Below are 14,668 nucleotides of genomic sequence, written 5' to 3' on the forward strand. Positions count from 1 at the left end.
GCGGATGTCGAGTATGGATGAGCCAGGGATCACACTATCGAAGTCGCCCATGCAGCGGAAGGGCAGTGGGCGGTTGCCTCGGCACTAGTTCTTCACGATGCAGTCATCAGACCTGAATGCCCTCTTCCACCACATAGAAATAGGCCACAAAACGATAATTGGTGGCAGCCAGGCCGTAGTTATGGTTTGCCGTTTCCAGCTGCTCGGGCAGAACCACAAAATTGGGGCCGTAGTTTCTCACCCCATGAGGACCTGGTTTGTGAGTCCAGGTACCGGTTTTCGGGTCCCGCCGGTACCAGTGGTGATCGGTTGCGGACTTATACAGGGCAACGCAGTAGCAACCCTCTGAAAAAGGCGGTGGCTTGTTTGCTGGGGCATTGGCCACATAGGCCATACCATCGCGCTTGGCTCCCTCAATCAGGCTGGCATCTTCCAAAGTTGCGACATAGCCGGCGTTGGAGCCGGGATTGGGCTTGCCCGAGTTTGGGGCCTCGCAGTTCGCAGCCCAGGCGTAGCAGTTAACGCGGTCATTACCCCACTCTACCTCATCAGGCTTGTGGTGCTTGGTAGCAGTGGCCAGCCTCGCGATTACCTGCTTGGAGTTATTGTCTTTCTCTCGGACCATTATTGGCATTTTGTTATTCCCTTTATCTGACCAATTGATTTCGCTGAGATCGGGCTGATATTGGGAAAAGAATGTGTAAACAGTAGGGAAGTTGAGGTGTGGTAGGAAAAAAATCTAAGCAGCCTGCAACAATGCTGCCCTCTGAGCGGAATCTTGAAACTAATTTGGAGTTGGAGGTAGTGAGAGCTTGAGTGGAGTGGGATAGTGGGACCGGAGTTGCGCACCGGGCGAGGCCCGGTGCGGCTCTGATCAACGACCGAAGAGATTTTTCAATTTTTCTTTCAGCTCATCGACTTTTTCTTCTACCTTATCGCCATATTTTTTCTTGGCTTTGTATTTCAGTTCCTCACGTACCAGGTCGTCGAGGCGGCGACTGTCGGGTTTACAAGTGCCTGGACCTACATCATCGAAGTCGTCTTTGCAGCGTAAAGGCAACGGGCGGTTCCGCCAGCGCTTGTTCTTCACTGTACAGCCGTCGGCGGAGGTGCTTTCGCCGACCAGGGCGAGGCCGAGGGCGAAGTCGAAGTCCTGTTTTTGTAAATCTATCTCGCCATCACCTGTCATGGCGATATTCTCGATTCCTGCAAGGATTTCGGTCACCTTCACTTCATCGCCTTTCACGGCAATAGTAGCGCGCACATCCTGCAGGCCAGTCTGTGCTGGCCAGTCTCTGTCTGGCAGAGGCGTGTTTTCCGCATAACTAAATAGCTGGCACATACTCTTTTCAAGGTTGAATGGGGCTATGGAGAGCTCCTTGCTGGAAATATTAACGGCTGCGACCAGGTTTTTTTGCAGATCTTCGGAGGTTTTTCCTTTAGTGCGACCATCCCAATTGACACTGGCTTCACCGGCTACCTGCACTTTCTCACTGGGGAACAGCGCTTTCTGTACCTTGCCGATATCCACATTGCTGAGGCCGCCACGTACCTGGCCTTCAGCCGTTTGGGCACGGGCGTTGAACTGCCCATTGCTATTGAGCTGTCCACCATAGATGTCTGCGCTGAGTTTTTGCAGTTGGTAGAGGCCGTTATCCACGGTGAGTTGTATTTCCGGACTGTCCAGTTGCAGGTCTGCTGCCAGTAGCTGGTCCAGGGTCACATTGATATTGGCATTAAAGCCGCGCAGTGCGCTGAGAGGCAGGGGCTCTGCAGGTACCGGCTGGGCTGATAACTGCTGTTCAGTAGTTGTGGGCTTCTCCGCCTGCAGCGGTTTTGCTGTTTCAGGTGCGGTTTGAGTGTGTGCAGTCTGTTCGTCTTGAGCCGTTACTTCGGAGGAGGGGACGGTTTCCCCCTGCTTTTCTTCCTTTTCTTTGGAGGGAGGCAGGTAGCTATCCAAATTGAAAGCGCCGCCGCGCAGGCTCAGATCCAGCCCAGGCATCTCCGCGTTGCGCAGCTGGGCATTGCCGCTGAAGGTCGTGTTGTCGAGCTGCAGTTGCAGTGGGGTCAGATCGAGTTTCTGCTCAGTGCCTTCGAGGCTGGCTTCAATATTCAACTTCTGTAATACAGCGCTATCGCGAGTAATCACTTCGGTGCCGGTCAGCTCAAGCCAGGGGCGCAGGGGGTCGGCACTGGCATTTAGATTCATCTGTATGCGCCAGGGCTGGTTGTTGTTGTCACGACGTACGTAACCGCGCAAGTGAATCGTGGCTTTGGCACTGTTATCGGCAGTAAAGGTCAGCTGCAGGGGTTGTAGGCGCAGGCCGTTGAGGCCTTCATCCAGGGCCAGGGTGCTGTCTAATGTCAGATTGAGGGGGTGACGCAGGTCACTGCCGCTTATGCTGGCATCGGCACGCAGTTGCCCAGGTTCGCCGCCTGGCACCAGGTTGTCGGCTATCACGCGCAGGTCTTCGACCTTGTAGGCTTTTCCGGTGCGGGCGTCACTGTAAGATACCAGGCCATTTTCAATACGCAGCTTGTCCAGGCTAAGCTGCACTTGTTGCTCGGCGGGCTCTTCTGTCTCCCTGGGGATTTCCAGTTTGGGAGGTTGCTTGCTCTGAGCCTCCAGGGCTTCACTGATCAGCTCCCAGTTACCGCGCCCTTCCTTGTCAACGCTGAGTTCAATCTGTGGCGCCAGCAGTACGATCTCCTGAGCCTGCACGCGGCGCTGTAGCAGTGGCCTGAGGGCGACACCTATGGCGATTTTATCGGCGCGCACCAGGGTTTCTTTGGGCAGCTGTAGCGGTGCCAGTGCCACATCGCGCAGCTGCAGGCCAACCTGTGGCCATAACTGCCAGCCGATATCACCTTCCAATTGCAGGGAGATCCCCTGCTTGGCGGCGAGCTTTTCCAGCTGTGGTTTGTACTGGTTTACGTCGAGGCCGGCCAGCAGCCAGGCGACAGCACCGGCGAGCAGCAGGAAAACGACCAATAGAGCGATAAAAGTGCGCTTGATCCAGGCCATGGAGTGGATTGTCCCTGTTTATTCCGTAGAAGATTTGTCGTGCAGATACACATCAGACGCCGCGGTGCGACTAGATGTTCCCGCACACTTCTATAAAGAGGTTATGCGGGAAGTGTAGGAGATGCAGCCCCGTGGAGCTGGGCGCGCCGCGGGGCTCATTGAAGCAGTTGTGCCTTAGAAAATAAACCGTACGCCCGCTTCGATGCTGCGGCCGGGTGCCGGGGCATAGTCGCGTAGCAGTGAGGTGGAGTTGCGGATTTCCTCGTCCAGCAGGTTGCGTGCACTGGCAAAGAGCACCGCATTGCTGCCGCCGATATTGAGGTTGTACTCGGCGCTCAGGTCCATGCGGGTATAGCCGTCGGTTTCCTCTTCGTAGGCGCCGGCGCGATCCTGGTCCGCAGCTTCGACTGTGCGCCACTCCCAACCCCACTGGTCGTAATCGGCACCCAGGGCCACGCCCATCCGAAGCGGTGGCATACGCGGTACATCGGAGCTTTCACCGATGATCGCATCATCGAAGCTAGCGCGCACCATGTCGCCAAACAGCGTTATATAGTGGCCGCCCTGCAAGGGAAAGGTCACTGAGGCCTCGGCTCCATAGAAAGTCGCATCGCGGTTGGCATAGGCATAGACCGGCAACTCCTCTTCCTCGCCGCCGGTGTTCTGCGCGTAGATGTAGTCACTGATCTGGTTGTAGAAAACGCTGGCCTCAATGCGCGCAGCGTGCCAGCCGCTAGCCGCTTCGTTATGGTGGTGATAACCCAACTCCAAGTTGACGCCGCTCTCTTTGTCCAGCTCGCTGTTGCCTAATAGATAGCGGGATTCCGCCAGGTGCGCGCCATCGGCAAACAGTTCCTCGGCCACGGGTGCACGTTCGGAGTGGGTGGCGCCGAAGCTGAGATGCTGGTGCTCGGCGAGGAAATACTGCAGCGTGGCGCTGGCGCCGATCAGATTGTAATCGCGGTCGTTGCCAATTTCTGGGTCTATATCCACTCTCTCCAACCGGGCGCCCAGATCTAAGTGCCAGCTACTCCATTGGCGCTCCTTCATAGTAAAGAAGCCGGCACTGCGGGTATGTGAGGGCTGGATAAAGGAGTGACTGCCAATTGTGGAAAAGTCTTTTGCGGCAAAGTCTTTGTCGGTCAATTGCAGTCCGTAGGCACCGCGCCAGCCGTTGCCGGCATCGTGGGTTATTTCAACACGGCTCTCCCAGGCCTCGTTGGTGAAGCGGGTGCTCGGATTGCCGGCATCCAGCTCCACATGCTCGTAATCGTTGTAGCCGATACGCAGGCTCAGTTTGTCCCAGTAATCGCCGTCGAAGCGGTGCTCGCCTTTCAGGTCATAGCGGGTTTGTACCAGGTCGATACGTACCGCATCGACCTCACCGGCCTCGGCGTGCTCCTCGTGGTCGTCGTGGTCGTCGTGGTCTTCACCCGCGTGGTCCTCATCTTCGTGGTGGTGCTCATGAGTGCCCAAGGGGATGCCGTAATTGTTTTCCAGCCGGTTTACGGAGAAGCCAATAAAGCCGCTGTCGGTGATCCAGGAAACCCCTCCGCTATAGCTGTGGGCGCGGGCATTGGTATTGCCCACGAAGCCATCGGTGTTGAACTCGTCCTCGTGCTCGCCTTCTTCGCCGGCGTGCTCTTCATGTTCGTCGTGTTCTTCATGCTCATCGTGCTCAACGATGGCCAGGCCCGGGATTTCGGTATTGTCGTTTTCCCGATAAACCCCGTCTACATACCACGCCAGCTGCCCAGCACCACCGGTGAAACGAAAAACTGAGGCGTCCTGGCCGTCGGCGGTGTTGTGGCGCAGCTCAACTGCGCCCTCCACTTTCTCTGGCACGGCAGTGGGGATACGTCCGTCGATGATGTTCACCACCCCTCCCACGGCACCGCTGCCGTAGCGCAGGGCGGCGGGACCGCGCAGTATTTCGATGCGTTCCGCAAGCAGTGGCTCGATACTGGCGGCGTGATCGGCGCTGGTGTTGGAAGCGTCGGATACATCCAGGTTATCGCTCAAGATCTTTACACGGTTGGCACTCTGGCCGCGGATAACCGGCAGCCCCACGCCACTGCCGAAGGAGGCATTGGCTACACCGGGTTGGTCTTGCAAAGTTTGGCCCAGGGTTGCCGCGGCGGATTTGCGCAATGCGTCCCCGGAGAGAATAGAAACCGGAGCTGCCACTGCGTCGGCGGGCTTATCCAGCGGCGAGACAGTGACATTGACCTCTTCCAGGGTCGAGTTGTTTTCAGCGGCGTAAATAGCGGGCGCGGCCAGGCTGGCAATGGCCAGGGCCAGAGTATTGAACTTAATCATTGGTTTTTTTCCTGTCACAGGCGGACAATGCCATACGCGCTCCAGCGTGGGCATTCACTAAAAAATTATCGGTTCTTGGGTATTAACTGAGTGACAGGGGGAAGGGAGGGGCGCGCGCACTCTGGCGCTCTGGCTGGCAATTGTGGGCTGTTGGCGCAGAGGGCCGTTCGTAGTGACTTTGGGGCTCAGCCTGTACGAGCAATGGCTCGCTGCCGAGTGCTGCAGGTGAATGCATACAGCACAGGTCACACATCTCCACCTGGGTGTTGCCCAGGTGGAAGTGCTCCGCCCACAGCGGCTGAGCTGCTACTACGGCGAGTAACAGAAACAGGCTGGCCCAGTAATGGGATTTTCGGCGCTTTAGAGTAACCATACCGCGCATGATATGTAGTTGTGATTATGAATCAAGTTTCATCTGACACTAGCGGACCACAGGGGGTGTCATTCATCCTATAATTTGCGCCCTCTGTCTTATCGTGCAAATAAGGATCGCTTTCGATGCGTACAGCTAGCGTCACTCGTGACACCTTGGAAACCAAGATTCAAGTCAGCGTTAATCTGGATGGCCAGGGCCATGGCCAGTTCGCGACTGGGGTTCCCTTCCTTGAGCATATGCTTGATCAAATTGCCCGCCACGGCATGATCGACATGGACATTAGCTGCGACGGCGATATTCATATTGACGACCACCATACGGTGGAAGATATCGGCATTACCCTCGGCAAGGCCATTACCCAAGCATTGGGAGACAAGAAGGGCATGACCCGGTATGGCCATAGCTATGTGCCTTTGGATGAGGCCCTCTCCAGGGTGGTGATTGATTTCTCAGGGCGCCCAGGCCTGGTGATGGAAGTGCCTTTTACTCAAAAGCGTATCGGCAATTTCGATACCGAACTGTTTTTTGAATTCTTCCAGGGCTTCGTCAATCATGCCCTGGTGACGGTGCATATCGATTGCCTGCGCGGCCATAACGCCCACCACCAGGTAGAGACGGTATTCAAAGCCTTCGGCCGCGCCCTGCGTATGGCACTAACCCCGGACCCGCGTATGGCCGGCACCATGCCTTCCACCAAAGGAGTCTTGTGATGGGTAAGGTCGCAGTACTCGATTACGGTATGGGCAACCTGCACTCGGTTGCCAGCGCTTTGAATAAAGTGGCTCCGGAGGTCGAGGTTGTGTTGGCGCAAACTCCTCAGCAGGCTGAGGGCGCAGAACGCATATTAGTCCCTGGAGTCGGCGCCATTCGCGATTGCATGGCAGGGTTTGTTGAAGCGGGCTTTGCTCCGCTACTCAAAGATGCTATCGCCGCCGATATCCCGATACTGGGAATCTGCGTGGGTATGCAAATTATGATGCGCTACAGCGAGGAGAATAACGGTGTCGACTGTCTGGGTATCTTCCCACAGCCAGTGAAATTTTTTGGCAGTGACCTGCCGGTGGTACAGGATGGCGAGCGACTGAAAGTGCCGCATATGGGCTGGAACACCGTGCAACAGACACGCAAACACCCCCTGTGGGCAGGCATAGCTGATGGCAGCCGCTTTTATTTCGTGCACAGCTACTATGTGCCGGCTGGGGATAATACTGTACTCGCCGGGCACACTGAGTATGGCGTACCTCTGGCGGCTGCAGTAGCACAAGAGAATATCTTTGCTACCCAGTTCCACCCGGAAAAGAGTGCCGATACTGGCCTGCAACTACTAAAGAATTTTGTCAGCTGGAATGGCCGGGCCTGAGGCTTGCCATATTTTCCTGACTCCAATAACTACTGCCGACGAAAGACAGAGCATGATTGTAATTCCCGCTATCGACCTCAAGGACGGCCAATGCGTGCGCCTGCGCCAGGGTGAAATGGACGACGCCACCGTATTTTCCGATGATCCCCTAGCCACTGCCCAGCATTGGGTAAACGAGGGAGCCAGGCGCCTGCACCTGGTGGACCTGAACGGAGCCTTTGCCGGCAACCCTGTAAATGGTGAGGCCGTTACTGCCATCGCCAGGCAGTTTCCCGATCTGCCGGTGCAGATCGGCGGTGGTATCCGGGATTTACATACTATCGAACGCTACCTGGATGCCGGTGTTACCTGGGCCATTATTGGCACCGCTGCGGTGAAAGATCCCAAGTTGGTAGAGGAGGCCTGTCGTGAGTTCGAAGGACATATTATTGTCGGGCTCGATGCCAAAGATGGGCTGGTAGCTACCGAGGGCTGGGCTGAGGTATCTGAGCTGAAAGCTACAGAACTGGCCAAGCGTTTCGCTGATTGTGGCGTCAGCTCGATCGTGTACACAGATATTGCCCGCGACGGCATGATGCAGGGCGTCAATCTCGAGGCCACTCTGGAGATGGCGCGTGCGGTACAGGTGCCGATTATCGCTTCCGGTGGTGTCAGCAGTATTGAGGATATCGAACAATTGTTGGATACCGGCGAGATATATGGTGCGATTACCGGCCGGGCAATTTACGAAGACAAGTTGAATCTGCGCGCTGCGCAGCAGCTTTGCGATCAACGGAAGAAATAATGGCTCTGGCGAAACGTATTATCCCATGTCTAGATGTCGATGCCGGCCGCGTAGTGAAAGGCGTGAACTTCGTCGATATCCGCGATGCCGGTGACCCGGTGGAAATTGCCCGCCGCTATAACGAGGCGGGTGCCGATGAGGTGACTTTCCTAGATATCACGGCTACCCATGAGCAGCGAGATACCATCCTGCATATAGTGGAAAAAATGGCCCATGAGGTTTTTATTCCACTTACCGTCGGCGGTGGCGTTCGCACCTTGCAGGATATCCGCAATCTGCTCAACGCTGGTGCGGACAAGACGGCGATTAACTCTGCTGCGGTGAAGAACCCTGAGTTTGTGCGCGAGGCGGCAGAACGCTTTGGCAGTCAGTGCATCGTAGTGGCTATTGATGCCAAGCAGGTGGGAGAGAACCGCTGGGAAATCTTTACCCACGGTGGGCGTCAGCCGACCGGCATTGATGCAGTGGCCTGGGCGCGGCAGATGGCGGAGTATGGTGCTGGAGAAATACTGCTCACCAGTATGGATCGTGATGGAACCAAGAATGGCTTTGACCTGGCTCTGACTCGTGCCGTGACTGAGGCAGTGCCGGTTCCAGTGATTGCTTCGGGGGGTGTCGGCAACCTTCAGCATTTGGCGGAAGGCGTATTGCAGGGTGGTGCCGATGCGGTGTTGGCTGCCAGTATCTTCCATTTTGGTGAGTACAGCATCGCCGAGGCCAAGGCGTATATGCAGGAAGCTGGGATAGAGATGCGCCTGTAGCCAGGTATATCGCGGGAAAATTCAGAGTTTAAATCGGGGCTATGCGCTGGCGGCGGGCCGGGAGGCCCGCCGCGCGCCAGTTACAGCTTTTCGTCTGTGCGGGCGAAGCGTTCGCGCAGACCCCTGTCCCTGTGAGCGTAGAGATTCAGCCCTTTGAGCACATTGAGTGCTTCGAAGATCTGGTTGTCACGATCCAGCCAGTTATCCCGCTCTTCCTGCTCCCGCGCGCGATCCTCAGAGGTGCGATCGGCACCGCCGTTGCCGTTATTCAGGTGTCCGGCAAGGTCGGCTTCAGTGGGGCGCTTGGAATTTTCCAGGCGGGTGATCTTTACCCTTTCCACCACAATATCCGGAGTGATGCCCTGGGCCTGGATCGAGCGTCCATTGGGGGTGTAATAAAGTGCAGTGGTGAGTTTGATTGCGCGCTCGTTAGTGATGGGAATCACTGTTTGCACTGAGCCTTTGCCAAAGCTATCAGTCCCCATTACTACGGCGCGGCGGTGGTCCTGCAGAGCTCCGGCGACAATTTCCGCTGCCGAGGCAGAGCCGGCATTGATCAGCACTACTAGTGGAGCACCTTCTGTCAGGTCTCCGGGTTCGGCAGAGTAGCTCAGATTGGAGGATTCATTACGGCCCTCGGTATAGACGACCAGCCCTTCTTCCAGGAAAGCATCCACTACTTCAACCGAAGATTGCAGGACACCACCTGGATTGTTGCGCAGATCGATAATCAGGCCTTTGAGAGGGCCCTTTTTCTGCAGCTTGATTAACTCTTTCGCCACATCGGTGCCGGTATCCAGCTGGAACTGACTGATACGTAAATAGCCGTAGCCTTCATCGAGTACTTTACTGCGCACACTGCGCACACGCACGGTGTCGCGTTTGAGGGTGACATCGAAAGGTTCTTTGTGGCCTTTGCGGGCGATAGTCAGGGTGACACTGCTGCCTTTGGGGCCACGCATCCATTCCACCGCCTCATCCAGGCTGACACCCTTCATGGATTTACCCGCAAGGCGCAATATGACATCCCCGGCCTTTAAGCCCGCGCGCGAGGCAGGAGTATCGTCCATCGGTGTCACCACGGTAATGTGGTCATCCGCAATACCAACCTCGATACCCAGGCCGGCAAATTCGCCGGTGGTATTGGCTTGCAGGTCATCGAAGGAGCGGCGGTCGAGGTAGGAAGAATGAGGGTCGAGGCCCTGCAGCATACCTTTGATGGCATATTCAAGCAGGGTACGATCGTCTACTTCCTCGACATATCCCTGGCGGATTTGCTCGAATACTTTGGCAAAGCTGCGTAAGTCTTCTAGAGGTAGGCGCCCGGCGGCCTCGGCGATGACATCGGGTTGCTTGCCTCCTTCGCTAAGACCCATCAAAGGCAGGGTTGCGAGGGTGGCCGCGCCGAGAAAGGTGGTCAGCGCCTTGGGTATGAACATGTTGTTGTGACCTCTGCCTTATTTCTTCGCTGCTTTGCGAAAGTGTAGACCGCAGAGATTGGCAGGGATTCTAAGATGACGCCAATTTCTACGATGTCATAGGCTTAGTCGCGATAAAACGAACTGTCTTACAGGTGGGCTGAGTAGCTGGTGGCGGGGTCTTTGGACTTCCTGGCCTAGCGGTTTGTTAGGCAAGGACACTCGATAGAAGAAAGTGCACTTGAAACCTTATTCATCACAGCAATTGTTGTGAAATGGCGACAAAAGATTGGGCCTCTGCCGCCGATAGTTTATCAGGATCGGCACCAAGCAGTTGGATCTTTCGCCTTACCGCGATGGCGGATCTCAAAATAGACACCGCTCTGAGTAAGCCCGCCTGTATTGCCCACGCGCGCGATTGTTTCACCGCTCTCCACCCACTCGCCAATATTGCGGGTAAGGGATTGGTTGTGTGCATAGAGGCTCATATAGCCGTCACCGTGATCGAGAATTACCAGCATGCCGTGGCCGCGCAGGTAGTCAGAAAATACCACTCGCCCGCGGTGTATAGCACGCACAGGCTCTCCTTCGGCTGCGCGGATAGTTACACCCTTCCAGGTGATGCCATTGGTGCGGCGCTGTCCATAGGCGTTGGCGCGGCGCCCCTTTACCGGCCACTGCATCTTGCCTCGCTGGCGAGCAAAGGGCTTTTGATCCCCAGGATTCACGAGAGAGGCGATGGCGCGGCCAACTTCATCAATCAATTTTTGCAAGCGTGAGCGATCGCCCTGCAATTGCTTAAGCTCGCCACTGCCATCAGCGAGTTTCGCAGCCAGCTTGTCCAGGGTGCGTTTGCGATTCTTCTGGGCACTGCGCAACTTACTCTGGCGCTCCTGCAGCTGTTCCCGTTCTCCCTGCAGAACTAGCTGCTCACGCTCAATAGAACTGCTGACGGTCTCTAGTGACGCGAGGGTTTCCAGGTAGCTGTCAATGGTGTGGCTGCGTTCTTGGAGGAAGTAATCGTGATAGCGGAGTTGGCGAGCGATGTTCTGGGGATCTTGTTGGTTGAGCAGGAGCTTGATCTGTTCTTGTCGGCCTAGTCGGTAAGCGGCGGCGATCTCCTGTTCGACCCGCCGCTGCATACTTCGTCGCGCCTCCTGCAGCTGTTTCTGTTCCCGCTGCAGTTCACGCAACTTGTCCGAGCGGCTGCGCATATCTTTTTTAATCTGGTCTATCCGCCGGTGAAGCCCTGAGATGTCCTTCTCGTTCTCTTCCAGATCCTTGAGCAGCTGGTCGCGCTGCCCGCGCACCTGGTTAAGTTCCAGTTGCAGGGATTCGATGCGCTGCTTGATTTCCGCGAGGCGTGCCTGCTGGTCCGCTTCTGCCTGGCTCCAGGCGGGCAGTGACAGCAGGGCAATCAGGAAGAGTACGAGAGTTTTCATCAGTCCATTTTTACCAAACTGTGGCCGGTCATCTCTGCCGGCTGTGGCAGATCCATCAACGCTAACATGGTTGGAGCCACGTCCGCCAGACTGCCTCCGTCACACATTTGTACATTGCGTTCACCGATGTAGACAAATGGTACCGGCAGGGTGGAGTGCTGGGTGCTGACCTGGCCGGAGTTGGCGTCGAACATTTCTTCTACATTGCCGTGGTCAGCAGTAATCAGTACTTCGCCGCCGGCGGCCAGGGCAGCATCTACGACACGTTCCACACATTGGTCCAGGGCTTCCACGGCTTTTACAGCGGCTTCGAATACCCCTGTGTGGCCGACCATGTCGCCATTGGCGTAGTTACAGATAATGGCGTCATATGCGCCGCTCTCAATCGCCGCCACCAGCTTGTCGGTGACTTTCGGCGCGTTCATTTCCGGTTGTAGGTCGTAAGTAGCTACGTCGGGGGACTTGATCAGTTCGCGGGTTTCACCGCTGTAGGGCTCTTCGCGACCGCCGCTGAAGAAGAAAGTAACGTGGGCGTATTTTTCAGTCTCGGCAATGCGCAGCTGGGTCTTGCCCTGGGTCGACAGATATTCACCGAGGGAATTCACCAGATTTTCCGGTGGGAAGGCACAGCTGGCGTGGATATCCGCAGCGTATTCGGTGGTCATCACAAAGTCCGCCAGTTCTGGTTTGGCTTTGCGCTTGAAGCCGCTAAAGTCCGTTTCGGTGAAGGCGCGAGTCAGCTGGCGCGCGCGATCTGGGCGGAAATTCATAAAGATAAGAGCGTCGCCATTCTGGATGGGAGCGGGCTCGCCGATAATTGTCGGGGCAACGAATTCATCACTTTCACCGCGCTCATAAGCGGCGGCCAATCCGGCCAGGGCGTCAGACGCTTTGTACTCTGAGGTACCGAGGGTGAGCATGTCGTAGACAGATTCGGTGCGCTCCCAGCGTTGATCGCGGTCCATGGCAAAGTAGCGGCCGGCAAGGGTAGCCATATGAGCATTGCCTATGGAATCACATACCTGCATCAGCCGTGCGATAGAGGGCTCGGCGCTGCGCGGCGGCGTGTCACGACCATCCAGGAAAGCGTGTACATAAATGGCGCGGGCACCGCGCTGCGCAGCCAGGGTCACCATAGCGACGATGTGGTCTTCATGGCTGTGCACACCGCCTTCAGACAGTAACCCCATAATGTGCACCGCACCGTTATTGGCGATGGCTTTGTCCACAGCCGCTGTATAGGCAGTGTTGCGGAAGAAGTCGCCATCCTGAATTGCTTTGTTGATCCGGGTGAAGTTCTGATACACCACTCGGCCGGCACCCAGGGTCATGTGTCCCACTTCAGAATTACCCATTTGTCCATCGGGTAGGCCCACTGCCATACCGGAGGTCTGGATCAGGGTTTTTGGGCGGCTGGCCCAGATGTTGTCCCAAACCGGGGAGTTTGCGGCGTGAACCGCATTGTGCTCGGGATTGTCGCTGTGGCCGAAGCCGTCCAGAATCAGCAGGACCAAGGGGCGTTTGTGCGGGGCTTGCGGAGCGGCCATAGCGACGGGATTCCTCTATTGGATGGTTTAAATTGCGGACGCGGATTTTAACCTGTTCGGCCATCATTTAACCATGTCGATTAGCCAGGGCGCAGCCTCGCAAAGGTGGTGTAAGCACGGCGGAGGTACCATTTTGCTGGTTAGAAATTCGCCACAATCGTGTATACTCCCGCCAGCTTTGGCGCAGCAGCGCCGTAACGATAACCACTAAGGATTTTGGGGGCGGAGTGGATTTTTTCGTCTTTTTGAGTGAGCAATGGCTGCTGGTTGGCCTGCTCGTGGCATTGCTCTATGCGCTGGTTCTGAGCGAGCGCTATAAGGCCGGTGTACCGGTATCCATGCATGAAGTTACCCGGCTGATTAACAGCGATGGGGCCAAGGTGCTGGATGTGCGCGATCGCAGTGAATTCACTGAGGGGCATATCGTCGATGCCCTGCATATCCCCCACGGGGACGTGGCTGAGCGCATTGCTGAGCTGGAGCCTTTTAAAGATAAGGTCATTATTGTCGCGGACAAAATGGGTCAGCACGCAGGGCCTGTAGGGCGTATGTTGAAACAAAAAGGCTTCCAGGTGCGCCGCCTGCAGGGTGGCATGAGTGAGTGGAGCAACCAGAACCTGCCATTGGTCAAGGGGAAGAGTTAGATCGGTAGCTTGTTTTGATAGCATTTGGCGGAGTTTTGTTATGCAGGATGTAGTCATCTACACCACCCGTTTCTGTCCCTACTGTATTCGTGCCAAGCAACTACTCGACAGCAAGGGCGTGAGCTATCGCGAGATCGCGGTGGATAACAAACCGGAACTGCGTGCGCAGATGGCGGCTAAAGCGGGGCGCCGCTCAGTGCCGCAGATTTGGGTTGGCGATGTTCATGTGGGAGGTTGCGACGATTTGATGGCGCAGGAGCGCGCTGGCAAGTTGGATAAGTTACTGAAATCCACTGGCTGAAAAAGGTTGTCGCCGTGTGCCACATGCGGCGGCAGGTTTTTGCTATTTATCCGTACCGGGCCTTGAAACGGTATTTTCAGGCCCCAATCTGAAGACTCATACAGGGAGTCTTTCTCACGGAAGGCATCAATAAACTTTATAAAGAACAGGCTGTAACATGGCTGAAGAATTAAACGGCGCGGCAAACGCAGAGGCTCCACAAGTACAATTCGCGATGCAGCGTATCTACCTGAAGGACCTCTCCTTCGAGACTCCCATGGGTGTCGAGGTTTTCAAGAAACAGTGGAAGCCCCAGGTTAACCAGGAGCTGAACACCAAGACCGCCAAGGTTGATGAAGACCTGTATGAGGTTGCGCTCACTCTGACTATCACTGTGAAGCTGGAAGAAGACACCGCCTTCCTGGTGGAAGTAAAACAAGCCGGCCTGTTTGGCATTAAAGGCCTGGAAGGTCAGCAGCTGGCCCAGGCACTGAATACTGCCTGCCCGCAAATCCTGTTCCCCTACGCCCGCGAAGTGATCGACAACGCTGTAGTTAAAGGTTCTTTCCCGGCCCTGATGCTGCCGCCGGTTAACTTTGATGCGCTGTTCGCCCAGGCACTGGATCAGGCCCAGAAGCAGGCCGAAGGTGCACAAGCTGACGCATAATCACACGTCACTTGTCAAAAAGGTCCCTGAGGGGGCCTTTTTTTA

At 56.1% G+C, this 14,668-nt stretch carries 14 protein-coding genes; 7 read left to right on the plus strand and 7 right to left on the minus strand.

What is annotated here, in order from left to right; all coding sequences use genetic code 11:
• Nucleotides 1–106: 106 nt before the first annotated feature.
• The 4 genes from G367_RS0115495 to G367_RS0115510 all read right to left on the minus strand — a co-directional run bounded on the left by G367_RS0115495 (nt 107) and on the right by G367_RS0115510 (nt 5,717).
• The gene (locus G367_RS0115495; RefSeq protein ID WP_020414065.1) at nt 107–634 is read right to left on the minus strand and encodes a hypothetical protein; all 528 of its coding nucleotides are present in this window, start codon (nt 632–634) and stop codon (nt 107–109) included.
• 240 nt (nt 635–874) lie between these two features.
• Complete coding sequence (locus G367_RS0115500) at nt 875–3,025, minus strand: AsmA family protein (protein WP_020414066.1); 2,151 nt, start codon at nt 3,023–3,025, stop codon at nt 875–877.
• A gap of 174 nt (nt 3,026–3,199) precedes the next feature.
• Complete coding sequence (locus tag G367_RS0115505; RefSeq protein WP_020414067.1) at nt 3,200–5,344, minus strand: TonB-dependent receptor; 2,145 nt, start codon at nt 5,342–5,344, stop codon at nt 3,200–3,202.
• Nucleotides 5,345–5,426: 82 nt separating this feature from the next.
• Nucleotides 5,427–5,717, minus strand: coding sequence for a hypothetical protein (locus G367_RS0115510; protein ID WP_211214936.1), 291 nt, complete (start codon nt 5,715–5,717; stop codon nt 5,427–5,429).
• Between the two features lie 125 nt (nt 5,718–5,842).
• On the opposite strand from G367_RS0115510, the gene hisB reads away from it, so the two are divergent.
• The 4 genes from hisB to hisF are packed head-to-tail and all read left to right on the plus strand — an operon-like array spanning nt 5,843 to nt 8,625.
• Nucleotides 5,843–6,430 (plus strand): imidazoleglycerol-phosphate dehydratase HisB, encoded by a 588-nt coding sequence (gene hisB, locus G367_RS0115515; RefSeq protein ID WP_020414069.1) that lies wholly within the window; start codon nt 5,843–5,845, stop codon nt 6,428–6,430.
• Entirely contained in the window at nt 6,430–7,080 is a 651-nt protein-coding gene (gene hisH / locus G367_RS0115520; protein WP_020414070.1) for an imidazole glycerol phosphate synthase subunit HisH, read from the plus strand. Before hisB ends, hisH begins: the two co-directional genes overlap by 1 nt.
• Before the next feature lie 52 nt (nt 7,081–7,132).
• Nucleotides 7,133–7,864: a 1-(5-phosphoribosyl)-5-[(5-phosphoribosylamino)methylideneamino]imidazole-4-carboxamide isomerase gene (gene hisA, locus G367_RS0115525; RefSeq protein WP_026305165.1), complete on the plus strand. Its 732-nt coding sequence runs from the start codon at nt 7,133–7,135 to the stop codon at nt 7,862–7,864.
• Nucleotides 7,864–8,625, plus strand: coding sequence for an imidazole glycerol phosphate synthase subunit HisF (hisF, locus tag G367_RS0115530; RefSeq protein WP_020414072.1), 762 nt, complete (start codon nt 7,864–7,866; stop codon nt 8,623–8,625). The genes hisA and hisF overlap by 1 nt, the downstream gene beginning before the upstream one ends.
• 80 nt (nt 8,626–8,705) lie before the next feature.
• Here the strand turns inward: hisF and G367_RS0115535 are convergent, their stop codons facing one another.
• From G367_RS0115535 to gpmI, 3 genes are all read right to left on the minus strand, one after another.
• Complete coding sequence (locus tag G367_RS0115535; protein WP_020414073.1) at nt 8,706–10,064, minus strand: S41 family peptidase; 1,359 nt, start codon at nt 10,062–10,064, stop codon at nt 8,706–8,708.
• Nucleotides 10,065–10,357: 293 nt separating this feature from the next.
• Nucleotides 10,358–11,485: a murein hydrolase activator EnvC family protein gene (locus tag G367_RS0115540; protein WP_020414074.1), complete on the minus strand. Its 1,128-nt coding sequence runs from the start codon at nt 11,483–11,485 to the stop codon at nt 10,358–10,360.
• Nucleotides 11,485–13,032: a 2,3-bisphosphoglycerate-independent phosphoglycerate mutase gene (gpmI, locus tag G367_RS0115545; RefSeq protein WP_020414075.1), complete on the minus strand. Its 1,548-nt coding sequence runs from the start codon at nt 13,030–13,032 to the stop codon at nt 11,485–11,487. Before gpmI ends, G367_RS0115540 begins: the two co-directional genes overlap by 1 nt.
• A 227-nt stretch (nt 13,033–13,259) precedes the next feature.
• On the opposite strand from gpmI, the gene G367_RS0115550 reads away from it, so the two are divergent.
• The 3 genes from G367_RS0115550 to secB all read left to right on the plus strand — a co-directional run bounded on the left by G367_RS0115550 (nt 13,260) and on the right by secB (nt 14,623).
• The gene (locus G367_RS0115550; protein WP_020414076.1) at nt 13,260–13,676 is read left to right on the plus strand and encodes a rhodanese-like domain-containing protein; all 417 of its coding nucleotides are present in this window, start codon (nt 13,260–13,262) and stop codon (nt 13,674–13,676) included.
• Nucleotides 13,677–13,716: 40 nt separating this feature from the next.
• Nucleotides 13,717–13,977: a glutaredoxin 3 gene (grxC, locus tag G367_RS0115555; protein ID WP_020414077.1), complete on the plus strand. Its 261-nt coding sequence runs from the start codon at nt 13,717–13,719 to the stop codon at nt 13,975–13,977.
• Between the two features lie 157 nt (nt 13,978–14,134).
• Nucleotides 14,135–14,623: a protein-export chaperone SecB gene (secB, locus tag G367_RS0115560; protein WP_020414078.1), complete on the plus strand. Its 489-nt coding sequence runs from the start codon at nt 14,135–14,137 to the stop codon at nt 14,621–14,623.
• Nucleotides 14,624–14,668 lie beyond the last annotated feature (45 nt).

This window comes from Microbulbifer variabilis ATCC 700307 (assembly GCF_000380565.1).
Taxonomy (GTDB): Bacteria; Pseudomonadota; Gammaproteobacteria; order Pseudomonadales; family Cellvibrionaceae; genus Microbulbifer; species Microbulbifer variabilis.

Coding starts and splice junctions, on each gene's coding strand:
- hisB (WP_020414069.1), top strand. CDS start 5,843: ATGCGTACAGCTAGCGTCACTCGTGACACCTTGGAAACCAAGATTCAA.
- G367_RS0115540 (WP_020414074.1), bottom strand. CDS start 11,485: ATGAAAACTCTCGTACTCTTCCTGATTGCCCTGCTGTCACTGCCCGCC.
- secB (WP_020414078.1), top strand. CDS start 14,135: ATGGCTGAAGAATTAAACGGCGCGGCAAACGCAGAGGCTCCACAAGTA.
- G367_RS0115500 (WP_020414066.1), bottom strand. CDS start 3,025: ATGGCCTGGATCAAGCGCACTTTTATCGCTCTATTGGTCGTTTTCCTG.
- hisA (WP_026305165.1), top strand. CDS start 7,133: ATGATTGTAATTCCCGCTATCGACCTCAAGGACGGCCAATGCGTGCGC.
- hisH (WP_020414070.1), top strand. CDS start 6,430: ATGGGTAAGGTCGCAGTACTCGATTACGGTATGGGCAACCTGCACTCG.
- grxC (WP_020414077.1), top strand. CDS start 13,717: ATGCAGGATGTAGTCATCTACACCACCCGTTTCTGTCCCTACTGTATT.
- hisF (WP_020414072.1), top strand. CDS start 7,864: ATGGCTCTGGCGAAACGTATTATCCCATGTCTAGATGTCGATGCCGGC.
- gpmI (WP_020414075.1), bottom strand. CDS start 13,032: ATGGCCGCTCCGCAAGCCCCGCACAAACGCCCCTTGGTCCTGCTGATT.
- G367_RS0115505 (WP_020414067.1), bottom strand. CDS start 5,344: ATGATTAAGTTCAATACTCTGGCCCTGGCCATTGCCAGCCTGGCCGCG.
- G367_RS0115495 (WP_020414065.1), bottom strand. CDS start 634: ATGCCAATAATGGTCCGAGAGAAAGACAATAACTCCAAGCAGGTAATC.
- G367_RS0115535 (WP_020414073.1), bottom strand. CDS start 10,064: ATGTTCATACCCAAGGCGCTGACCACCTTTCTCGGCGCGGCCACCCTC.
- G367_RS0115510 (WP_211214936.1), bottom strand. CDS start 5,717: ATGGTTACTCTAAAGCGCCGAAAATCCCATTACTGGGCCAGCCTGTTT.